Here is a 21,967-nt window from a genome sequence, read left to right on the forward strand (position 1 = left end):
GCCCCAAGATGAAAAACGCCCCCTCGGGGGGCAGCGGACCTTGCGCAGCAAGGGCAGCGTGGGGGTCATTTTTCATGGGGCCTAGGGTTTCCTCGGTGCCTGGGCGCTTGTGGTGGAAAGGGTCTGGCGACTAACATTTACCGACCATTCGGTAAATTATGTTTGATCTGCCGCATAAAGACGGCAGACAGGCCACGGAGACTTCCATGCCCCCATCGCTGGTTCTGGTTGAGCAGCACGACGCCGTCCGCACCCTGGTGCTCAATCGCCCCGACGCGCTCAACAGCTTCAACGCGCAGCTGCACGAGCAGCTGCTTTCGGCCCTGGAACAGGCTGCCGGCGATGCCTCGGTGCGCTGCGTGGTGCTCACGGGCGCGGGGCGCGGCTTTTGCGCGGGCCAGGATCTGTCCGACCCCGAGGCCGCGCCCGACCAGAACCTGGGCGACCTGATCGAGCGCCGCTACCAGCCGCTGTGCCTGCGTCTCAAGTCCATGCCCGTGCCCGTGGTGGCCGCCGTCAACGGCGTGGCTGCCGGCGCGGGCGCCAATATCGCGCTGGCCTGCGACCTGGTGCTGGCCGCACGCTCGGCCAGCTTCATCCAGGCCTTTGCCAAGATCGGCCTGGTGCCCGACTGCGGCGGCACCTGGCTGCTGCCGCGCCTGGTGGGCCGTGCGCGCGCCCTGGGCCTTGCGCTGCTGGGCGACAAGCTGCCTGCGGCCGAGGCCGAACGCATCGGCCTGATCTGGCGCTGCGTGGAAGATGCCGATTTGCGCAGCGAGGCTCAGGCCCTGGCGCAGCGCCTGGCCGCCATGCCGGTGCGGGCCCTGGCGCGCACGCGGGAGGCCATGGACTCGGCCCAGCTGCTGGACTACGAACATGCGCTCACGCGCGAGGCGCGCCAGCAGGGCCAGCTGGGCGCAGCCCACGACTACCAGGAGGGCGTGGCCGCCTTCCTGGGCAAGCGGGCTGCCGTGTTCTCGGACCGCTGAGGAGCCCGCCATGCAAGACAACCACACCCCGGGCGAGGCCGCCCAGCGACTGGCCGAGCAGGTGCGCGACGGCATGCTGGCGCGCGACCGCGCCGCGCAAGGCCTGGGCCTGCGCATCACGGACATCGCCCCCGGCGCGGCGCGCATGGAGATGGCCGTGCGCGACGACATGCTCAATGGCTTCGACATCTGCCACGGCGGCTTCATCACGGCGCTGGCCGACACGGCCTTTGCCTATGCCTGCAATGCGCGCAACGAGATGACGGTGGCCTCGGGCCTGAGCGTGGACTTCGTCGCGCCCGGGCGGCCCGGCGACGTGCTCACCGCGCAGGCACGCGAAGTCTCGCGTGCAGGCCGCACCGGCGTCTATGACGTGCAGGTCACCAACCAGCGCCAGGAAGTGATCGCGCTGTTCCGTGGCCGCTCGCACAGCTTCAAGGGCCGGCCCACCGTGCCCGGCCTGAACCAGCCCGTCTGAAAGGGCCCAGCCATGCCTGTCCAGCGCCCCGCCCCCGGCGAACTCGATCCCATCGAAACCGCCAGCCGCGACGAGATCGCCTCGCTGCAGCTGCTGCGCCTGCGCTGGTCGCTGCAGCATGCCTACGACCATGTGCCGCATTACCGCCGCGCCTTCGACGAGAAGGGTGTGCATCCGTCCGACCTGCGCACGCTGTCCGACCTGGCCCGCTTTCCCTTCACCACCAAGAAGGACCTGCGCGAGAACTACCCGTTCGGCATGTTCGCCGTGCCGCGCCAGAAGGTGGCGCGCGTGCATGCCTCCTCGGGCACCACGGGCAAGCCCACCGTGGTGGGCTACACGTTGAATGACATCGACAACTGGGCGAACCTGGTGGCGCGCTCCATCCGCGCGGCGGGCGGGCGGCCCGGCGACATGGTGCATGTGGCCTACGGCTACGGCCTGTTCACGGGCGGCCTGGGCGCGCACTACGGTGCCGAGCGCGCGGGCTGCACCGTGGTGCCCATGTCGGGCGGGCAGACCGAAAAGCAGGTGCAGCTGATCCAGGATTTCCGGCCCGACATCATCATGGTCACGCCCAGCTACATGCAGGTGATCGTGGAGGAGATGCAGCGCCAGGGGATGGACCCGCGCGAGAGCTCGCTCAAGATCGGCATCTTCGGCGCCGAGCCCTGGACCGAGGCCATGCGCCGCGAGATTGAGGGCAAGGCGGGGCTGGACGCCGTGGACATCTACGGCCTGTCCGAAGTCATGGGCCCGGGCGTGGCCAGCGAATGCGTGGAGAGCAAGGACGGGCCGGTGATCTGGGAAGACCATTTCTATCCCGAGATCATCGACCCCGACACGGGCGAGGTGCTGCCCGACGGCAGCGAGGGCGAGCTGGTCTTCACGTCGCTGTCCAAGGAAGCCATGCCCATCATTCGCTACCGCACGCGGGACCTGACGCGGCTGCTGGCGCCGACTTCGCGCAGCTTCCGGCGCATGGGCAAGATCGTGGGGCGCAGCGACGACATGCTCATCATCCGCGGCGTGAACCTGTTTCCCACGCAGATCGAGGAGATCGTGCTGCACAACGCCCAGCTGTCGGGCCAGTACCAGTTGGTGGTCACGCGCGAGGGCAACCTGGACCGGCTGGCCGTGCGCTGCGAGATGCAGCCGGGCACGCAGGGCGACACCGAGGCGCTGGCACTGTGGGTGCAGCAGCGCATCAAGACCCTGGTCGGCGTGAGCGCCGAGGTCGAGGTGCTGCGGCCCGATTCCATAGAGCGCACCCTGGTGGGCAAGGCCCGCCGCGTGATCGACCACCGCAGCCGCTGAGCACGCACAGGAGTCCCATGGCCCGAGGCCGATCTTCCGGATACGACGACCAGCGCGAACTGATCCTGGGCCATGCCGCCGCGCTGTTCGCGCGCAGCGGCTACCCCGGCACTTCGATGAACGAGGTGGCCCAGGCCTGCGGCCTGTCCAAGCCCACCATCTACCACTACTTCCGCGACAAGTACGCGCTGCTGGTGGACATCACCGACGGCCACATGACGCGGCTGCAGGCCCTGGTGGACGAGGTGCAGGCCATGGGCCTGCCGCCCGAGCCACGGCTGCGCATGCTGATCGAACGCTTCGTGCAGGAGTACGCCCATGCCCGCCATGCCCACCGCGTGCTGACCGAGGACGTGCGCTTCCTGCAGGACGAGGACCGCCAGCGCGTGGTGGGCAAGGAGCGCGCCGTGGTCGAGGCCTTTGCCCAGGCGGTGGCCCAGCTGCGGCCGGACGCCGACGGCGCGGGCCTGTCCAAGGCGCTGGCCATGCTGCTGTTCGGGATGATGAACTGGATGTTCACCTGGCTGCGGCCCGACGGAACGCTGGACCACGAGGCCATGGCCCCCGTGGTGGCCGACCTGTTCCTGGGAGGCTTGCCTGCCGTGCAGACCCCAGGCAAACCCGTGCATCAAACCGCTGGCAAAAAAATAGTTACCACGGTAAATTGTGGCGCCTGACGGCACCGCGCCCCATCCAACACAAAGGAGACAGACATGAAGCGCATGACAAAACTGGGCCTGCTGGCCGCAACCCTGGCCACGGTGTGGGGCTCGGCCCTGGCCGACATCAACGTGGGCGTGGTGGTCTCGGCCACCGGGCCGGCCGCGTCGCTGGGCATTCCCGAAAAGAACACGGTGGCGCTGATGCCGCGCACGGTGGCGGGCCAGAAGGTCAACTACATCATCCTGGACGACGCCTCCGACACCACGGCGGCCGTGGCCAACACGCGCAAGCTGATCAGCGAGAGCAAGGTCGACGTGATCCTGGGCTCCAGCATCACGCCCAACTCCCTGGCCATGGTGGACGTGGTCTCCGAGGCCAAGACGCCCATGATTACGCTGGCCGCCTCGGCCAAGATCGTCGAGCCCGTGGATGCCAAGAAGTTCTGGGTCTTCAAGACGCCCCAGCACGACGCCATGATGGCCGCCGCCATCGGCGAGCACATGGCCAAGGCCGGCATCAAGACCGTGGGCTACATCGGCTTCAACGACGCCTATGGAGAAAGCTGGCTGCAGGAATTCCGCAAGGTGGCCGAGGCCAAGGGCCTCAAGCTCACCGCCACCGAGGCCTATTCGCGCAGCGACACCTCGGTCACGGGCCAGACGCTCAAGCTCATGGCGGCCAAGCCCGATGCGGTGCTGATCGCCGGCTCGGGCACGCCGGCCGCACTGCCGCAGAAGTCGCTCAAGGAGCGCGGCTACCAGGGCAAGATCTACCAGACCCACGGCGTGGCCAATGCCGACTTCCTGCGCGTGGGCGGCAAGGATGTGGAAGGCACGCTGCTGCCCGCCGGCCCCGTGCTGGTCGCCCACCAGCTGCCCGACAGCAACCCGGTCAAGAAGTCCGCCGTCTCCTATGTGGAGGCCTACGAGGCCGCCAACGGCAAGGGCACGGCTTCGACCTTTGGCGCGCATTCCTGGGATGCGGGCCGCGTGCTCGAAGCGGCGATTCCCGCCGCGCTCAAGAAGGCCCAGCCCGGCACGGCCGAGTTCCGCGCCGCGCTGCGCGATGCGCTGGAGCAGACCAAGGACGTGGCCGGCGCCCACGGCATCTTCAACATGACGCCCACCGACCACCTGGGCCTGGACCAGCGCGCGGCCGTCATGGTCAAGATCGAGAACGGTACCTGGAAGTACCAGCCCTGAACCTGCAGGCCTGAGGCCGCAGCGGCTGCCGCGCCTGGTGGCGGCCGCTGTGGCGCTTGGCCGCGTCTGCTCGAAAGTCGATCATGGATCTGCAAATCGCCCTGCTGCTGGGGCAGGACGGCATCGTCAACGGCGCCGTCTACGGCCTGATGGCGCTGGCCCTGGTGCTGGTGTTCTCGGTCACCCGCATCATCTTCATCCCGCAGGGGGAGTTCGTCGCCTTCGGCGCGCTCACCCTGGCCATGATGCAGGCCGGACGCGTGCCCACCACGCTGTGGCTGCTGCTGGCCCTGGCCGCCGCCGTGCTGGTGGTGGACCTGCTGCGCTGGCGCGCGGGCAGCCAGGTGAGCTGGCCCGCCACCTTCCTGTGGTGCCTGGCGCTGCCGGCCATTGCCGTGGCCCTGGCCTGGGGGCTGCGCCCGTCCTCGCTGATGCTGCAGGCGCTGGCCACCCTGGTGCTGATCACGCCCATGGGGCCGCTGCTGTACCGCCTGGCCTACCGGCCGCTGGCCCATGCCTCGGTGCTGATGCTGCTCATCGTCTCGGTGGCCATGCACGGCGTGCTGGTCGGCCTGGGGTTGCTGTTCTTCGGTGCCGAAGGCTCGCGCACCCCCGCGTTTTCCGAGGCGCAGCTGCGCCTGGGCGACATCACGATCTCGGGCCAGTCCCTGGTGGTGGTGGGCGTGACCCTGGTGCTGGTGGCCCTGCTGTTCGTGTTCTTCGAGCGCTCCATGATCGGCAAGGCGCTGCGCGCCACGGCCATCAACCGCGTGGGCGCACGCCTCATGGGCATTCCCACGGCCATGGCCGGCGACGTGAGCTTTGCGCTGGCCGCGCTGATCGGCGCCATCTCGGGCCTGCTGATCGCGCCGCTGACCACGGTGTACTACGACACCGGCTTTCTGATCGGCCTCAAGGGCTTCGTGGCCGCCATCGTGGGCGGGCTGGCCAGCTACCCGCTGGCCCTGGCCGGCGCGCTGCTGGTCGGGCTGCTGGAGGCCTTCTCGTCGTTCTGGGCCAGTGCCTACAAGGAGGTGCTGGTGTTCACGCTGATCATCCCGGTGCTGTGGTGGCGATCGCGCAATAGCCACCATGTGGAGGAAGAAGAATGAGCGCCCCCGTTTCCTCGCAGGCCGCGGCGCCTGCCAAGGCCGCCTCGGGCGGCATCAGCACGCGCGTGCTCACGGTGGCCGCCATTGCGCTGCTGGCCGCGTCCTGGGGCTTCCTGCCCGATTTCACCGTCGTCATCCTCAGCTACATCGGCCTGTTCGCCATGGTGGCGGCAGGCCTGGTGATGCTGACCGGCGTGGGCGGCATGACCTCGTTCGGCCAGGCGGCCTTCGTGGGCATCGGCGCCTATGCCACGGCCTGGGTCTGCACGGCGCCGGCCTCGGTGGCGGCGCTGGGCGGGCTGGTGGGCGCGGCGGGCCTGCCCTGGGTGGGCCTGGCGCTGGGCCTGCTCATCACCTTCGTCGTGGCCTGGCTGCTGGGCGCGGTCACGGTCAAGCTGCAGGGCCACTACCTGCCGCTGTGCACCATCGCCTGGGGGCTGAGCCTGTACTACCTGTTCGGCAACATGGAATTCCTGGGCGGGCAGACCGGCATCACGGGCATTGCGCCGCTGGTGATCGGTGGCGTCTCGCTGGCCTCGCCGCGCGCCATGGGCGTGGTGATCTGGGCCGTGCTGCTGGTGGCGCTGTGGCTGCTGCACAACCTGCTGGACTCGCGCGAGGGCCGGGCCATCCGCGCGCTGCGCGGCGGCCGCGTCATGGCCGAGTCCATGGGCATCGACACGGCGCACTACCGCGTCAAGCTCTTCGTGCTGGCGGCCCTGCTGGCCACGCTCTCGGGCTGGCTCTACGCCCACATGCAGCGCTTCGTGAGCCCGGCGCCCTTCAACCTGAACGTGGGCATCGAGTACCTGTTCATGGCCGTGGTCGGCGGCGCCGGCCACCTGTGGGGCGCGGTGCTGGGCGCCACGCTGATCACGCTGATCAAGCAAAAGCTGCAGGACATATTGCCGGCCCTGCTGGGCACCAGCGGCAACTTCGAGGTCATCGTCTTCGGCCTGCTGATGGTGCTGGTGCTGCAGCGCTTTGCAGAAGGCCTGTGGCCCACGCTGCAGGCGCTCACGGCGCGCTGGGTGCGCCGGCCCGTGTCCGATCTGAAGCTGGCGGACGCGGCGCCGCTGGCGCAGCGCGCGCTGCCTGCGGCGGGCCAGGTGCTGCTGGCGGCCGAGCATGTGACCAAGCGCTTTGGCGGCCTGGTGGCCAACAACGATGTGGCCATGACGCTCAAGGCCGGCGAGGTGCATGCGCTGATCGGTCCCAACGGCGCGGGCAAGAGCACTTTCTTCAACATGATCTCGGGCGTGGACTCGCCCACCGAGGGCCAGGTGCGCTTCATGGACCAGGCCATGAACGATGCGCCCTCGCGCCGCTTTGCCGCCCTGGGCCTGGGCCGCACCTTCCAGCATGTGCGCCTGCTGGGCCAGCGCAGCGTGCTGGAGAACGTGGCCGTGGGCGCGCACCGGCGCGCGCACCGGGGCTGGCTGGCCTCCATGCTGCGCCTGGACCGGGCCGAGGAGGCCTCGGTGCTGGCCGAGGCGCGCCGCCAGATCGAGCGCTGCGGCCTGGGCGCCTTCGCCGATGTGCCGGCCGCCTCGCTGGCCCTGGGCCAGCAGCGCATCGTGGAGATCGCACGCGCCCTGGCCGGACAGCCTGCGGCCCTGCTGCTGGACGAGCCGGCCGCCGGCCTGCGCCACCTGGAAAAACAGGCCCTGGCCGACCTGCTGCGCCAGCTGCGCGCCGAGGGGCTGGGCATTCTCGTCGTGGAGCACGACATGGAGTTCGTCATGAATCTTGCGGACCGCATCACGGTGCTGGAGTTCGGCACCGTGATCGCCGAAGGCACGCCGGCCCAGATCCAGGTCAACCAGCGCGTGCTGGACGCCTACCTGGGCGGCGGCGACGACAACGAGGCAACCGGAGAGACGGCATGAGCGACACCCTTTTGCAGCTCAAGGGCCTGAGCGTGTCCTACGGTCCCGTGGAGGCCGTGCACCAGGTGGATCTGGATGTGCGCAGCGGCGAGATCGTCACCGTCATCGGCCCCAACGGCGCGGGCAAGACCACGCTGCTGTCGGCCGCCATGGGCCTGCTGCCCTCGCGCGGCGAGATCCATCTGGACGGCAAGCGCATCGCACGCCCCGGCGTCGAGGTCATGGTGGCCAACGGCGTGGCCCTGGTGCCCGAAAAGCGCGAGCTGTTCGGCGAGATGTCGGTGGAGGACAACCTGCTGCTGGGCGGCTTCTCGCGCTGGCGCCGGGGCCTGCGCGACCAGGCGCAGCGCATGGACGAGGTCTTCGCCATCTTCCCGCGCCTGAGGGAGCGGCGCCCGCAGATGGCCTCCACCCTGTCGGGCGGCGAGCGCCAGATGCTGGCCATCGGCCGCGCGCTGATGGCACGCCCGCGCCTGCTGCTGCTGGACGAGCCCTCGCTGGGCCTGGCGCCGCTGATCGTGCGCGAGGTGCTGCAGGTCGTGGCCGGCCTGCGCGACCACGGCGTCTCGGTGCTGCTGGTCGAGCAGAACGCGCGCGCCGCGCTCAAGGTGGCCGACCGTGCCTACGTGCTGGAGATGGGCGCCGTGGCGCTCAGCGGCGCGGCCAGGGAGCTGCTGCACGACAGGCGCATCATCGATACCTATCTGGGGATGGGGCGCAGTGCGGAGGCGGCGGCGGTGGCCTGAGACGCAACCCCCAGCCACAACGAAAAAGGCTGCCGGACCGGCAGCCTTTTTGCGTCTGCAGCGTGGCGCTCAGTCCAGCTTGATGTTGTTGGTCGCGATCACCCGGCCCCACTTGCCGCGCTCGGCGCGCACGAACTGGCCCATCTGCTCGGCGCTGCCGGGCATGGGTTCCACGCCCATGGCGGCCAGGCGTGCCTTGGTGCGGGTGTCGGCCAGGGCCTGCTGCAACGACTGGCTGAACTTCTTGACCACCTCGGCCGAGCTGCCCGTGGGCACGACGATGCCCTGCCAGGCATAGCCCTCGAAACCTTTCAGACCCTGCTCCTGCAGCGTGGCGACCTGGGGCAGCACGTCCACGCGCGCAGGGCTGGCCACGCCGATGGCCTTGAGCTTTTTCTCGCTCAGGAAGGGAATGATGGTGGCGCTGTCGGCCCACATGGCAGGGATCTGGCCGCCGACCACGTCCTGCACGGCAGGGGCCGCTCCTCGGTAGGGCACATGGGTCATGTTGGTGAGGCCCGCCTGCTCCCGGAACAGCTCGCCCACCAGGTGGTGGGGGCTGCCCAGGCCGGCCGAGCCCCAGCTCACGCCGGTCTTTTGCTGTTTGGCCCAGGCCAGGAATTCGGCGAGGTTGGTGGCGGGCACCTCGTTGTTGACCACCAGCAGCATGGGAAAGCGCACCAGCATGCCCACGGGCTTGAAGTCGCGCTCGGCGTTGTAGTTGAGCTTGCTGAACAGGAAGGGGTTGGCCGCCAGCGTGGCGAAGTCGGCCGTGAACATGAGGTTGCCGTGGTCGCGCGAGCGGGCGCTGTACTCGGCCGCGATGTTGGTGCCTGCGCCGGGCTTGTTATTGATGACGATGACCCGCTCCATGTTGCGGCCCATGGCTTCGGCGATGACGCGGGCGACCACGTCCGAGCCGCCGCCGGCCGCATAGCCGACGACCCATTCCAGGGGCTTGTCCTGTGCCAGGGCGGCAGGCCCTGCGGCCAGGGCCAGGCCCGAGTAGGCCAGTGCGGCCAGAAACTGCTTGCGTTGCATCCTTGTCTCCATGTTGTATGCGGCGCCCTTGTGAGATGTCCAAGGTGTGAGGCGGGCGCCTTTGTGGGGATGGCAGGCCGCCGCACGGGCGGCGGCGCGCGGCTTCAGGCGGCCGCGTGCACCGGGGCGACCGGTGTCACGGCGCCGCGCTCGGCCGGGTCCGCGCCGGCAGGCGCAAGTCCTGCGCTGGCGCGGGCCAGTTCGAGCGCATGCAGCAAGGTGCCCTGGTGGCCGATGTGGTTGGCCAGCAGCAGCACGAGGCGGGCATTGAGGGCATGGCTTTGCGCGGTGTCGAGCCCCTGGTGGGTGGCGATCAGGGCTTCGTAGAAATCGTCGCAGGCCTGCAGGTTGGGGTGGGTGGACAGCAGCATGGCGGTCTCCTGTGGATGGGGCGTAAGAGGTTCAGGCCGTGGCGGCGGCGCCGCAGGCTCTTTGCAGCGCGGCGCGCACGCCGGCCTCGTCGGGGCGGCGCCAGCGGGCGCAGACATGCTGGTCAGGCCGCAGCAGGTAGCTGGTGCCGGGGCGTGCATCCAGGCGTCTGGCCGCCAGGCCGCGCGCATCGATGAGGTCGGCGTCTGGTGCATGGGCCTCGCCCTCGGCCGCGATGGACAGGTTGAGCACGCTGGGCAGCGCCTGCGCCCAGGCCGGCGTGGGGCCGAAGTGCAGCAGCGTGAAGTCCGGGCCCAGTGCGCGCAGCAGCCAGGCCGTGCCGTCTGCGCCGGGCCGGCGCATGGGCGCATCGGCCAGCACGGCGCCGGGCAGCTGCGTTCCGTCGAAGGTGTCGGTGTCGGGCGTGTTGAGCGCCGAGCCATGCAGCGTGGCCGGCACGGACAGCCGCCCGCTGTTGACGATGCGGCGCGCGAATTCATGGTCGCGCGCCAGGTCCAGCACGGCGTCGCGGAACAGGCGGCTGATCTCGCTCTTGGGCGTGATGAAGTCGGTGGCGCGCGTGGAGTTGCGGATGTTCTCGTCGGCCGCGTATTCGCGCTCGGCGCCGTAGGTGGCGATCAGCGAGGCATCGGCCTGGCCGCGCAGCACGCGGTCCAGCTTCCAGGCCAGGTTCTCGGCATCCTGCACGCCGCTGTTGGCGCCGCGTGCGCCAAACGGCGAGACGCCGTGGGCGCTGTCGCCCGCGAAGACCACGCGGCCATGGACGAAGCGGTCCATGCGCAGGCATGCGAAGGTGTAGACGCTGGCCCATTCCAGCTCGAAGGGCGCGTCCTTGCCCAGCAGGGCGCGGATGCGGGGAATGATGTTCTCGGGCTTTTTCTCTTCCTCGGGATCGGCGTCCCAGCCCAGCTGGAAGTCGATGCGCCAGACATCGTCGGGCTGGCGGTGCAGCAGCACGCTCTGGCCCGGGTGGAAGGGCGGGTCGAACCAGAACCAGCGCTCGGTGGGGAATTCGGCGTGCATCTTCACGTCGGCGATCAGGAAGCGGTCGCGGAAGATGCGGCCATGGCTTTCCTGGCCCAGCAGGCCGCGCAGCGGCGAGCGCGAGCCGTCGCAGGCCAGGACCCATTGCGCATCGATGCGGTAGCTGCCGTCGGGCGTCTCCACGGTCAGCAGCGCGCCCTCGGCCTGCGGCTCGAGCGCCGTGACCTTGCTGTGCCAGCGCAGGTCGATCAACGGCAGCTGCAGGGCGCGCTCGACCAGGTAGGCCTCGGCGTAGTACTGCTGCAGGTTGATGAAGGCCGGGCGCTCGTGGCCGTCCTCGGGCAGCAGGTCGAAGCGGTACAGCGGCTGGTCCTTGAAGAAGACCTTGCCCAGGTTCCAGGACACGCCCTTGTCCACCATCGCCTGGCCCACGCCCAGGCGGTCCCAGATCTCCAGCGTGCGCTTGGAAAAGCAGATGGCGCGCGAGCCCGTGGACAGCCGGCAGTCGTTGTCCAGCAGCACCACGCGCTGGCCGCGCTGGGCCAGGTCGATGGCCAGCGACAGGCCTACGGGGCCGGCGCCGACGATGACCACGGGATGCCGGGCGGGCGTGTCCGCACCGGCGTCCTGGTCGGCATGGCGCTCGTAGGGGATGTGGATGGCCTGTATGTCTGCGCCGCTGCCGCGCAGCGCTTGCAGGGAGATGGCGGGGTGGGACATGGGGTTCGTCCTCTGTCGTGGGCGTATGAGAGAGAAAAGGCGCAGCCATCCCCGCCGGCATCAGGGAATGCCGGTGCGCGGGCGGGTGCGATGGGCAGGCGTGCCGGTACTCAGGACCGGCACGCCGCCGTGGTTCAGCCTTCGAGCGCTTCCCACATCTGGCGGTCGCGCTCGGCGGTCCAGATGCGCGGGTCGGCATGGCCCGAGGCCTCGTCGTAGGCGCGGGTCACATCGAAGGGCATGCAGTGGTTGAAGATCACCCACTGGCCGTACTTGGGCTGCAGCTTGGCGAAGGCGGCCTCGTAGACCTTGCGCAGGTCCTGCTGGGCGTCGGCGCCGGCCTTGACCTCGGTCCACAGGTCGCTGATGAAGTCGCGCGTGCCGGCCAGGCCGGCCTGCACCTCGGCCGGCGTCTGCAGCGCGGCGCCCCGGCCTGGCACCAGCTTTTCGGGCTGCAGGGCGGCGATGGCGTCCAGCGTGTGCGGCCAGTCCTGGAAGTAGGCATCGCCCGCATAGGGCGTGGCGCCGAACTCCACCAGGTCGCCGCTGAACAGCACCTTGTCCTGGGGCAGCCAGACCACGGTGTCGCCCTTGGTGTGGCCGCGGCCCAGCTGCAGGATCTGCACTTCCAGCTTGCCCAGCCACAGCGTCATCTTGCCGGTGAAGGTCAGGGTGGGCCAGGTCATGCCGTCGGGCACGCTTTCCACGTTCTGGAACAGGCGCGGGAAGCGGCCGATCTCGCTGGCCTTGTCCTGCTCGCCGCGCTCCACGATGAGGTCGTAGGTGTCCTGGCTGGCGATGATGTGTTCGGCGCCTTCCGCGAAGAAGGCCGAGGCGCCCAGCACGCGCACCGCGTGGTAGTGCGACAGCGTGACGTACTTGATGGGCTTGTCGGTGATCTCGCGGATGCGGCGGATCACGTCCTGCGCCATGACGGGCGTGGCCTGGGTGTCGATCACCATCACGGCGTCGTCGCCAATGATGATGCCGGTGTTGGGGTCGCCCTCGGCCGTGTAGGCGTAGGCGTGCTCGGAGAGCTTGTCGAAGCTGACCTGCTTGATTTCGAGGTCGGCGGCGGAGGCAAAGGTCTTGGTGGTCATGGGCATCCTGCTTTTGAAATGGACAAACGCATTTGTTTTTATCGAATGCCTGAATGCTAGGGAAAAATTCAACATTGAACAATTCGTTTGGCATAGTGAAAAACCCTCGGAGCCGCAAACTCCGGGTTCCAGCCTTCACAATGCCTGCCATGTCCGATGCCGCCTCTTCCCCGAACAGCCCCATCTTCCTTCCTGACAGCAGCGATGACGAGCCCGCGCGCGGCCCGCGCGGCATCCAGAGCGTGGAAGTCGGCGGCCAGTTGCTCAAGGCACTGGCACGCACGGGCCGGCGCATGGCGCTCAAGGATCTGGCGCGCGAGGCCGAGATGACGGCGGCCAAGGCCCACCCCTACCTGGTGAGCTTTTGCAAACTGGGCCTGATGGAGCAGGACCGCGCCAGCGGCCACTACGGCCTGGGGCCGCTGGCCATACAGATGGGGCTGATCAGCCTGCAGCAGGCCGATCCCGTGCGCCTGGCGATCGCCGAGCTGCCCGCGCTGGCGCAGGAGGTGGGCAGCACGGTGTCGATTGCCATGTGGAGCGGCCAGGGGCCGACCATCATCCGCGTGGAAGAGGGGCCCACCCATGTCTATGTGGCCATGCGCCACGGCACGCCCGCATCGCTGCGCCACACGGCCACGGGCAAGATCTTTGCGGCCTTTGGCGAGCCCGGGCGCATTGCGCCCCTGCTGGATGCGGAAGGCCACAGCCTGGAGGAGCCCGCCTTTGCAAAGGAGCTGGCCGCCATCCGCGCCAGCCGCCTGAGCCGGGTCGAGAACCAGCTGCTGTCAGGCGTGAGCGCGCTGGCCGTGCCGGTGTTCGACGGCTTTGGCCAGCTGGTGCTGGCCATTGCCGCCATCGGCCCCTCGGCCACGCTGGATCTGGACCCCCAGGGCCGGCCGGCCCGGCTGCTGCAGGCCCAGGCGCGCAGCCTGTCCCAGCGCCTGGGAGCGCCGGCCCAGGCCTGAGCGCGCAGCCCCCGGTGGGGTTCAGTGGCGCTTGGTCAAGGCTCAGTGCGTGAGCAGCAACTGGTCCCGGGCAGGTGCACGCCCTTCCAGCGTGAAGCCGGCCACCGTGCGCGACAGGTGGTGGGCTTGCTCGTTGAGCACGGACGATGCGGCGGTGGACTCCTCCACCAGCGCGGCGTTCTGCTGCGTGGCGCGGTCCATGTCGGCCACGGCCTGGTTGATCTGGCCGATGCCCACGCTCTGCTCGGTCATGGCGCCGTTGATCTCGACAATGATCTGGGAGACGCGCTGGATGCCGTCCACGATCTCGCCCATGGTCTGGCCGGCCGCGCGCACGCGCTCCGTGCCCATGGCCACGCTGGCGCCGGAGGCGTCGATCAGGGTCTTGATCTCCTTGGCGGCCGCCGCGCTGCGATGGGCCAGGCTGCGCACCTCCGAGGCCACCACGGCAAAGCCCCGGCCCTGCTCACCGGCGCGGGCGGCCTCGACGGCGGCATTGAGCGCCAGGATGTTGGTCTGGAAGGCGATGGCGTCGATGACGCCGATGATCTCGCCGATCTTGGACGAGGCCCGGGAGATGTCGTCCATGGTGCTCACGGCGCTGCCCACCACGTCGCCACCCTTGGTGGCCGAGCTGCTGGCCGACTGCGCCAGGCGCGTGGCCATGGCGGCCGCCTCGGCCGACTGGCGCACATTGGCCGTCAGCTGCGACAGCGAGGCCGAGGTCTCCTGCAGGCTGCTGGCCGAGGATTCGGTGCGGTTGGACAGGTCCAGGTTGCCCAGCTTGATCTCGTCGGTGGCGGTCTTCATGGACTCCACGCCGTTGCGCACATCCTTGAGCACGGTGCCGATCTGCTCGACGAAGCCGTTGAAGGACGAGGCGATCTGCGCCACTTCGTCATTGCCCGACACCGGCAGGCGCTGCGTCAGGTCGCCGCCGCCCGAGCCGATCTTGTCCATGGCGTCGCGCACCTGGGACAGGCGTCGGAAGGACTGGGCCGTCAGCGCCGCCGCCACGGCCGTGGCCAGGCAGGCCAGCAGCACGATGGCGATGGCCAGCGTCTTGAGCACGCTTTGCAGGCCGGTCGTGGCCTCGGCCTTGTCCAGCGCGACCACCAGCAGCCAGTCCGTGCCTTGCACCGGGCGGGCCTTGAGCAGCTTGGCGCTGCCGCCCAGGTTCACTTCCAGCGGCGCCGTGGCGCTGGCCAGCGCGGTCAGCGCGGCCGGTGTCAGCAGCTCGGAGATGTCGGACGTGGGCTTGAGCAGCAGCTTGGCATCGGCATGCGCCAGCACCTGGCCGTCACGGCTGACCACGAAGCCCAGGCTGCCGGGCGTGGGGCGGATGGCGGAGACCACCTCGCGCACGCCCTCCAGCGGCACGGCGCCGCTGATCACGCCCTGCAGCGCGCCGCCGCGCAGCATGGGCGCCACGAAGGCCACATAGGGCACGCCCGTGGTGGAGTCGCCATAGGGCTTGGTCAGGGCCAGCTTGCCGGCCTGCACGGCGCTCTTGTACCAGGGGCGGGCCGTGGGGTCGTAGTCGGGCGGAGTGCTGGTGGTGGACTTGTAGGTCTTGTCTTCCCAGCCCACCGTGGTGATGGGAAAGCCGCTGGCCTGGCCCATGTGGGCGGCAAAGCCCTGCGGGTCGCCGTGCTCGATCACGGCGGCGGCGGCGCTGACGGCGCGTGCCTTGGAGGCCACCCACTGGTCGATGGCCATGGTGTTGCCGGCGGTGATGGCGTCCAGGTCCTGTTCAATGGTCTGGAAAGTGCTGCCGCGAACGATGTGGTACGTGGCAGCCCCCGTGATGGCAAGGGCGCCGACCACGGTGGCTGTGCTGATGGCAAGGATCTTGGAGCGAAGGGTCTGGAGCATGGCGCGGCAAGGGAAGACTGAGGACTCCGCAAGCCGCAATGGCCGGGCATGCGGCCCTGTCATTAACGCACAATTTGTTTCATTTTTGACGACATGCCAACCCTGTGGTGGCGTGCACCAACTTGCGCGCAACACCTGTCATAGAGGCATTTGCTGCAGTGCACCATTGCAGTGCGGTGTGACATGTTGCTGTAACGCAACCGTCGCGGGACTTTCATGGCGGCTTTCCACAATGGCGGCACGCAGGCAAACCGAGTGGCACAGGCAGGTCACCGACTGCGTCCAACATGACGAGGAAGGCGGGCATATGGACGTTCTGGACACCCTTCGCAACGCGGCGATCGAGATCGCCAAGCCCCCGCTTTCCGCGCTTCTCCAGCCACCCCAGGCCGCGGACAAACCGCTGCGGCTGGATGTGCGCTGGGCCCGCCATCTCGACGAGGTGCGCCAGGTGCAGCGCCTGCGCCACGCGGTGTTCGCAGCCGAGATGGGCGCCGTGCTGCAGACCCCGCTGGCCGGGCACGACATCGACGCCTTCGACGATTTCTGCGAGCACCTGATGGTCTGCGATGCCGACAAGGGCGTGGTCATCGGCACCTACCGCCTGCTCACTCCCACCCAGGCGCTGCGCGCCGGGGGCCTGTACTCCGACCAGGAATTCGACCTGGGCCCGCTCGCCGCCTGGCGCCCGCGCATGGTGGAGCTGGGCCGCAGCTGCGTGCATGCATCGCACCGCCAGGGCGGCGTGATCCTGGCGCTGTGGGGCGCGCTGGCCGAATTCATGCAGCGCAACCGGCTCGACGCCATGGTCGGCTGCGCCAGCATCCCCATGCAGTACCCCGGCCTGGCCCATGGCGAGGGCCCGGCGCGCGTCTGGCAGCAACTGCGCCAGACCCATCTGGCCGAGCCCGAGCTGCAGGTGCGTCCCCGCGTGGCCCTGCCCGAGGAGCTGGCATCCGTCAGCACCAGTGGCATGAGCGTGGAGCCGCCTGCGCTGATCCAGGGCTACCTGCGCACGGGGGCCAAGGTGCTGGGCGCGCCGGCCTGGGACAGCGACTTCAACACGGCCGACCTGCCCATCATGATGCGCATGCAGGACCTGCCTTCGCGCTACCTGCGCCTGTTCACGCGGCGCGGCTGAGGCCGTCGCAGCGTTTTGGGGAAATTGGGAATTTTCGGAAAGAGAGGGCGGAGCCGGCTTCTTGTGCAATGGGCCGGACCGTGATGTGCATCACAGGGCTGTCACAAAGACCGTGCATGATGCTGGATGTGGGCTGAAGCAGACACCCGGACGGAGGCAGGTAACCTGCACCGGACTGACCGGGCCTTGGTCCACGCCAATTGCAGGCCGCAGCCTCTTCGGGGCTGCGGCCTTTTTCATGGGCAATTCCTGAGTTACCGGGCAGTGGGCGGGGCATCGGCCAGAAGGCGCTGGTATTCGATCTTCACGCAGCGGTCCTGCACGGTCCACAGGCCCGCAGCGCGGGCCAGTTCCAGGGCCTTGTCGTTGACCACGCCCAATTGCAGCCACAGGCAGCGCGCGCCGACGGCAACGGCCTCGGCGGCCAGCGGCGGGATGTCCTCGCTCTTTCGGAAGCAATCGACCATGTCGATGCGCAGGCCCTGTGCGTCCAGCGCGGCCGCAGCGTCGGCCAGGCTGGCATGGACGGGCTCGCCCAGGATGCTTCCGCCTTCGCGTGCCACCACGGGGTTCACGGGAACGATGCGGTAGCCGTGGCGCTGCATGTACTGCGAGGCCTGGTGGCTGGGCCGCTCGGGCTGCGGCGACAGGCCGACCACGGCCAGGGTGCGGCACTGCACGAGGATGTCGCGCAGGCGGGAGTCTGTTGCTGTATCGCTCATGCGCCGCAGTGTACGCAGCGCCTGCCGTTCAGGCGGGCAGGGCTGTCGCGTCCGCAGCATGGCGCCGGCGCAGCACCATCCCCCAGCCCAGCCCCAGCACGGCGGCCGTGGCCGAGGCCAACAGCACGCCCAGCTTGGCGGCATTGAGCAGGGCCTCGCTGTCAAAGGCCAGCGTGGCGATGAAGATGGCCATGGTGAAGCCAATGCCTGCCAGCAGGCCTGCCAGCAGCGTGTCGCCCCAGCCCATGCCCGGCGGCAGCGCGCACAGCCGCAGGCGCACGGCCAGCCAGCAGCTGAGCAGCACGCCCAGCGGCTTGCCCAGCACCAGGGCCAGGGCCACGCCCCACATCACGGCCGAGGTGCCCGCCGCATCGATGCCAGCGGTGCCCGCCCCCTGCAGCGGCACGCCGGCATTGGCCAGCGCAAACAACGGCATCACGCCAAAGGCCACCCAGGGATGCAGGTCCGCCTGCACGCGCTCCACGGGCGCGGCGCTTTCGCGGCCGGCCAGCGCATGCACGGGCGTCACCAGGCCCAGCACCACGCCGGCCAGCGTCGGATGGGCGCCGGTCTGCCAGATGCCCCACCAGAGCACGGCGCCCGGCAGCACATAAGCCCAGGCGCGGCGCACGCCCAGCGACTGCAGCAGGAACACGCCGGCCAGGCCGGCGGCGGCCACCAGCAGCTGGCTCCATTGCAGCCCGCCCGAATAGAACAGCGCAATGATGAGCACGGCCACCAGGTCGTCGATGATGGCCAGCGCCAGCAGGAACACGCGCAGCGCGGGCGGCAGGCCCCGGCCCAGCAGGGCCAGCACGCCCATGGCAAAGGCGATGTCGGTGGCCGTGGGCACGGCCCAGCCATTGCGCAGCGGCGGCGCGGCGTTGAAGGCCAGGAAGATCAGGGCCGGCGCCACAACGCCGCCCAGCGCGGCCATCACGGGCAGCAGCGCCTGGCGCGGCCGGGCCAGTGCGCCGGAATGCATCTCGCGGCGTATCTCCATGCCGACCACGAGAAAGAACACGCTCATCAGCGCATCATTGACCCAGAAATGCAGGGGTTGCGACAGCTGCCACGGGCCCAGGCCCAGGCTCAGCGGGGTGTGCCACAGCGCCTCGTAGGAGCCGGCCCAGCCGGAGTTCGCCCAGACCAGGGCGGCGGCCGCTGCCAGCAGCAGCACGATGCCGCCCGCGGCCTCGGCATGGGACCAGCGGGACAGGAAGGCGCCGACGCGATCGGCGAAAGACAGGAAAAGGGGCGTGCGCGGGCCGGACGGCCGCGGGGTCGTGTAGGTGTTCATGTGCAAAGCAGCAAAGGGGCCTTGCAGCCCCGGTGCGCAGGCGGCCCGACCTGCGCTGAAAACACCTGTCCTGCCGCCCCGTGCGGTCTGGACACCCAGCCGCCATTATAAAAGAAGCCCCCACTCCCTTTGCTGCGCAAGGTCCGCTGCCCCCCGAGGGGGCCGCTTTTTGCCTTGGGGCGGCCCGGCGGCAAAAATCGGCGGCCGGGACTCTTGCGCAAGACCGTGCGGATTCAGGGCCTGGGCGGTTCGTTGCGCGAGACGCATTCGGCCAGCAGCCCCAGCGAGGACAGCGCAATCATGAAGACCAGGAACACATAGGCCGCCGTAGCCACGCCCAGGCTCATGCTGAAGCCCCATTGCAGCACCGAGCAGGCCATGCCGGTCTGCGGATACATGGCCGTGCATTGCGATGCGGCCGGCATGTGCACGTACCAGGTGATGGCCACCAGCATGGCGCCCGCCACCATGGCGGCATTGCCCCAGGGATGGGTCTGCGGGTGGTAGAGCGCATAGATCAGCGCCACGGGAACGGCCAGGCCCCAGGCGAACATCATCAGCCAGCTGAACACCGGCGAGACCGCCAGGATGGACTGCAGCCATCCCATCTTGGGCAATCCGTTGACGAAGCCCAGCAGGTCCCAGACAAAGGGCAGGACGATCCCCGCCACAGCCAGGCTGGCCAGTCCCAGCGCCAGCAGCAATCCCTTGCCGCGTGAACGATGGTGCACCCCCGAAGGGTGCGAATGGGTGATCAGTGCATGCATGGCCCACCTCCTGTGTCGTGCAGGGCGGGCAGTTGCCGCGCGGGCGGGTCCGGAGTCGGGCGGCAGCCGCGGCGCCTAGCGTTCGGATTGCGGTATTCCCCGGATGGATCCAGTCTAGGACGGCGTGCACTGCAACAGATGTAGGTCTTGCACCTACCCAAAATCGGGGTTTGTCCCAGGAGGGGGTGCCGTCAAAGCGCGGCCAGCGCCCCCAGCACCTCGCCCTTGGACAGCAGTTCGCTGAGCACCACCGGCGGCTTGCCCGGCGCATGCAGCACATAGACGGGCACGCCGCTGCGGCCCAGCTGCTGCAGCGCGGCGGTGATGGCCGGGTCGCGCCGCGTCCAGTCGGCGCGCAGCAGGGTCACGCCGTGCTTGTCGAAGGCGGCCAGCACCTCCTCATGGTTGAGCGTGGTGCGCTTGTTGACCTGGCAGGTCACGCACCAGGCGGCCGTGTAGTCCACGAACACGGGCTTGCCCGCCGCCTGCAGCTCGGCCACGCGGGCGGCCGACCAGGGCTGCCAGCGCTGGCCTGCAGCGGACGCCATGCCCGTGCCCTCCGCCTGGGCAGGTGTGGCGATCAGCGGTGCGGTGGTGGCCAGCAGCGCGCCCCCCAGCACCACGGCCAGCGTGGCCAGCACGGCGCGCGTGCGGCCCTTGAGCGTCAGCGTCCAGACCAGGGCGCTGAAGGCCAGCAGCAGGGCCAGCAGCGCAGTGGCAGCGTCGATGCCGCTTTGGTGCCCCAGCACCCAGACCAGCCAGACCACGGTGGCGAACATGGGAAAGGCCATGGCACGGCGGAAAGTGTCCATCCAGGCGCCAGGGCGTGGCAGCCAGCGCACTACGGCGGGAACGAAGCTGGCCAGCAGATAGGGCAGGGCCATGCCCAGGCCCAGGGCGGCGAACACCGTCAGCGCCTGCAGGGCCGGCATGTCGATGGCAAAGCCCAGCGAGGCGCCCATGAACGGCGCCGTGCAGGGCGAGGCAATGGCCACGGCCAGCACGCCGGACAGAAAGGCATCGGCCACCGGGTGGCGCGCATGCGCCGCAGCCCAACGCCCGGGCAGCATGGAGCCGAACTCGAACAGGCCTGCCAGGTTCAGGCCCAGCAGGGTGAACAGGGCTGCCAGCAGGGCCACGATGGCCGGCGACTGCAGCTGAAAGCCCCAGCCCAGCTGCTCGCCTGCCGCGCGCAGCGCCAGCAGCAGCCCGCCCAGGGCCAGGAAGGACAGGACCACCCCCGCCGTATAGGCCAGCCCGCCCAGGCGCTGGGCGCGGCGGTCCTGTCCATGGCGTGCAAAGCCCAGGATCTTGATGGCCAGCACCGGGAAGACGCAGGGCATGAGGTTGAGGATCAGTCCACCCACCAAGCCACCGAGCAAGGCCATCCACAGGCTGGTGGCGCTGGCGGCAGGCGCAGCGGCCTGGTTGGCCGCCAGGGCAGCGGCCAGTGCGGGCGAGACGCTGGCCATGGCGGCAGCCGTCCAGCGGCCCTCGACCGGGGCCTCGGCGCGCCAGGCCACGGGCTGGCCCTGCTCCAGCGCTGCGGCGCGCTCGGCGGGCGGCAGGGCCAGGACCACGGGCAGCTTGGCCGGAGTGTCGCCGCGCATGTCGGACAGCGGCAGTTCGGCCACCCAGGCTGTGCCGTCCCAATGCTGCTGCCAGTCCTTGCCCAGTTCGGCCGCGTGGTGGAAGGTGTCGGAAGATTCGGGATAGAAGTCCAGCGTGCGGCCCTGCAGGGATTCCGGCAGGCCCTCGATGCGCAGCTGCACGCGCTCGTCGGGCGTCCTGCCTTGTGCGGCAGGCTGGCTGGCCGGCACCACCTTGGCCTGGGCCGGCGCGGACAGTGCCTGGGGCTTGAGCGCCCAGGCCTGGGTGAAGGCCTGACCCTGGGCTGCCGTGCTGCCCTGCACGGGCAGCTGCAGCTGGAAATCGCCTTCCTCGGGAATGCACTCCACGCGGCAGACCAGCCAGTTCGCATGCAGGCGCAGGTCCAGCATGCCGGACGCGGGCGGCTTGAAGTCGGGGGCCACCTGCACGGGCACGGGCAGCAGCACCTGGCCCTCATAGCCGTAGTTGAGCAGCGGGCCCACGCGCAGCGCCTCGGGCACGGGCCACTGGATCTCGCCCGCCGTCAGGCCCGCAGGCAGCTGCCAGTTCAGCTCGGTGGCCAGGCCGGAGTCACCGGCGTTCTTCCAGTAGGTATGCCATTCGGGCTGGTGGGTGATCAGCAGGCCCAGCCACAGTGTCTGGCCAGGCTGTACGCCTTCGGGCGCCTGGGCCACGAGCTCGGCGCGCACGCGCGGCGTGTCCACGGTCGCTGCCGCCCCGCTGCCGGTTTTCAGGCGGATCTGCGCGCCGGCCTGGAAGGCCAGCAGGCTGGAGGCTGCCAGAAGGAAGGCAAGAAGCCAGAAGGCGAGGCGCTGGGGTGCGGTGTGGCGAGGAGGCGTTTGGAGTGGCATGGCGGACTATGGGAGCCCGGGGCGGGATCTTTGGTTCCCCTGGCTACAGGCGGCGATGGTAGCGGCCATGCGCCATGGAATCCTCTGTGCGTTGTTGCAAG

19 protein-coding genes are annotated in these 21,967 nt (G+C 69.5%); 10 read left to right on the forward strand and 9 right to left on the reverse strand.

The window, feature by feature from the left end; translation table 11 throughout:
• Positions 1–206: 206 nt before the first annotated feature.
• From U6958_RS04585 to U6958_RS04620, 8 genes are all read left to right on the forward strand, one after another.
• A complete protein-coding gene (locus tag U6958_RS04585; RefSeq protein ID WP_013800319.1) occupies positions 207–989 on the forward strand; it encodes an enoyl-CoA hydratase-related protein in 783 nt (260 codons plus the stop codon).
• 10 nt (positions 990–999) lie between these two features.
• The gene (gene paaI, locus U6958_RS04590) at positions 1,000–1,467 is read left to right on the forward strand and encodes a hydroxyphenylacetyl-CoA thioesterase PaaI (protein ID WP_043792457.1); all 468 of its coding nucleotides are present in this window, start codon (positions 1,000–1,002) and stop codon (positions 1,465–1,467) included.
• Positions 1,468–1,479: 12 nt separating this feature from the next.
• On the forward strand, positions 1,480–2,784 hold the full coding sequence (gene paaK, locus U6958_RS04595; RefSeq protein ID WP_350337303.1) for a phenylacetate--CoA ligase PaaK: 1,305 nt from the start codon (positions 1,480–1,482) through the stop codon (positions 2,782–2,784).
• A gap of 17 nt (positions 2,785–2,801) precedes the next feature.
• The gene (locus U6958_RS04600) at positions 2,802–3,461 is read left to right on the forward strand and encodes a TetR/AcrR family transcriptional regulator (RefSeq protein WP_016449263.1); all 660 of its coding nucleotides are present in this window, start codon (positions 2,802–2,804) and stop codon (positions 3,459–3,461) included.
• A 36-nt stretch (positions 3,462–3,497) separates the two neighbouring features.
• Complete coding sequence (locus U6958_RS04605) at positions 3,498–4,649, forward strand: ABC transporter substrate-binding protein (protein WP_016454722.1); 1,152 nt, start codon at positions 3,498–3,500, stop codon at positions 4,647–4,649.
• Positions 4,650–4,732: 83 nt separating this feature from the next.
• On the forward strand, positions 4,733–5,761 hold the full coding sequence (locus tag U6958_RS04610) for a branched-chain amino acid ABC transporter permease (protein WP_012202505.1): 1,029 nt from the start codon (positions 4,733–4,735) through the stop codon (positions 5,759–5,761).
• On the forward strand, positions 5,758–7,650 hold the full coding sequence (locus U6958_RS04615; RefSeq protein ID WP_074923351.1) for an ABC transporter permease subunit: 1,893 nt from the start codon (positions 5,758–5,760) through the stop codon (positions 7,648–7,650). Before U6958_RS04610 ends, U6958_RS04615 begins: the two co-directional genes overlap by 4 nt.
• Positions 7,647–8,396, forward strand: a complete 750-nt coding sequence (locus U6958_RS04620; RefSeq protein WP_016449266.1) for an ABC transporter ATP-binding protein — start codon at positions 7,647–7,649, stop codon at positions 8,394–8,396. The genes U6958_RS04615 and U6958_RS04620 overlap by 4 nt, the downstream gene beginning before the upstream one ends.
• A gap of 69 nt (positions 8,397–8,465) precedes the next feature.
• Here U6958_RS04620 and U6958_RS04625 read toward each other — a convergent pair whose 3' ends face one another.
• From U6958_RS04625 to U6958_RS04640, 4 genes are all read right to left on the reverse strand, one after another.
• On the reverse strand, positions 8,466–9,437 hold the full coding sequence (locus U6958_RS04625) for a tripartite tricarboxylate transporter substrate binding protein (protein ID WP_074923350.1): 972 nt from the start codon (positions 9,435–9,437) through the stop codon (positions 8,466–8,468).
• A gap of 104 nt (positions 9,438–9,541) precedes the next feature.
• Positions 9,542–9,808, reverse strand: coding sequence for a DUF2783 domain-containing protein (locus tag U6958_RS04630; RefSeq protein WP_013800326.1), 267 nt, complete (start codon positions 9,806–9,808; stop codon positions 9,542–9,544).
• A gap of 31 nt (positions 9,809–9,839) precedes the next feature.
• A complete protein-coding gene (locus tag U6958_RS04635) occupies positions 9,840–11,531 on the reverse strand; it encodes an FAD-dependent oxidoreductase (protein WP_074923349.1) in 1,692 nt (563 codons plus the stop codon).
• Between the two features lie 134 nt (positions 11,532–11,665).
• Positions 11,666–12,631 carry an MBL fold metallo-hydrolase gene (locus U6958_RS04640; RefSeq protein WP_043790848.1) on the reverse strand — a complete coding sequence of 322 codons (966 nt, stop codon included), beginning with the start codon at positions 12,629–12,631 and terminating at the stop codon, positions 11,666–11,668.
• Positions 12,632–12,780: 149 nt separating this feature from the next.
• On the opposite strand from U6958_RS04640, the gene U6958_RS04645 reads away from it, so the two are divergent.
• Entirely contained in the window at positions 12,781–13,599 is an 819-nt protein-coding gene (locus tag U6958_RS04645) for an IclR family transcriptional regulator (RefSeq protein WP_404997198.1), read from the forward strand.
• A gap of 42 nt (positions 13,600–13,641) precedes the next feature.
• Here U6958_RS04645 and U6958_RS04650 read toward each other — a convergent pair whose 3' ends face one another.
• Positions 13,642–15,474, reverse strand: coding sequence for a methyl-accepting chemotaxis protein (locus U6958_RS04650; RefSeq protein WP_017406066.1), 1,833 nt, complete (start codon positions 15,472–15,474; stop codon positions 13,642–13,644).
• A gap of 307 nt (positions 15,475–15,781) precedes the next feature.
• Here U6958_RS04650 and U6958_RS04655 point away from each other — a divergent pair, with 307 nt between their 5' ends.
• Entirely contained in the window at positions 15,782–16,615 is an 834-nt protein-coding gene (locus tag U6958_RS04655; RefSeq protein WP_026062563.1) for a GNAT family N-acetyltransferase, read from the forward strand.
• Between the two features lie 254 nt (positions 16,616–16,869).
• Here U6958_RS04655 and U6958_RS04660 read toward each other — a convergent pair whose 3' ends face one another.
• The 4 genes from U6958_RS04660 to U6958_RS04675 all read right to left on the reverse strand — a co-directional run bounded on the left by U6958_RS04660 (position 16,870) and on the right by U6958_RS04675 (position 21,866).
• Positions 16,870–17,337 carry a CoA-binding protein gene (locus tag U6958_RS04660; RefSeq protein ID WP_016449274.1) on the reverse strand — a complete coding sequence of 156 codons (468 nt, stop codon included), beginning with the start codon at positions 17,335–17,337 and terminating at the stop codon, positions 16,870–16,872.
• Positions 17,338–17,365: 28 nt separating this feature from the next.
• The gene (gene nhaA, locus U6958_RS04665; protein WP_074923347.1) at positions 17,366–18,637 is read right to left on the reverse strand and encodes a Na+/H+ antiporter NhaA; all 1,272 of its coding nucleotides are present in this window, start codon (positions 18,635–18,637) and stop codon (positions 17,366–17,368) included.
• A 233-nt stretch (positions 18,638–18,870) separates the two neighbouring features.
• Complete coding sequence (locus U6958_RS04670; protein ID WP_074923346.1) at positions 18,871–19,404, reverse strand: hypothetical protein; 534 nt, start codon at positions 19,402–19,404, stop codon at positions 18,871–18,873.
• A 191-nt stretch (positions 19,405–19,595) separates the two neighbouring features.
• Positions 19,596–21,866, reverse strand: coding sequence for a protein-disulfide reductase DsbD (locus tag U6958_RS04675; RefSeq protein WP_074923345.1), 2,271 nt, complete (start codon positions 21,864–21,866; stop codon positions 19,596–19,598).
• Between the last annotated feature and the right edge of the window lie 101 nt (positions 21,867–21,967).

This window comes from Delftia lacustris (genome assembly GCF_040267515.1).
GTDB lineage: Bacteria > Pseudomonadota > Gammaproteobacteria > Burkholderiales > Burkholderiaceae_C > Comamonas > Comamonas tsuruhatensis.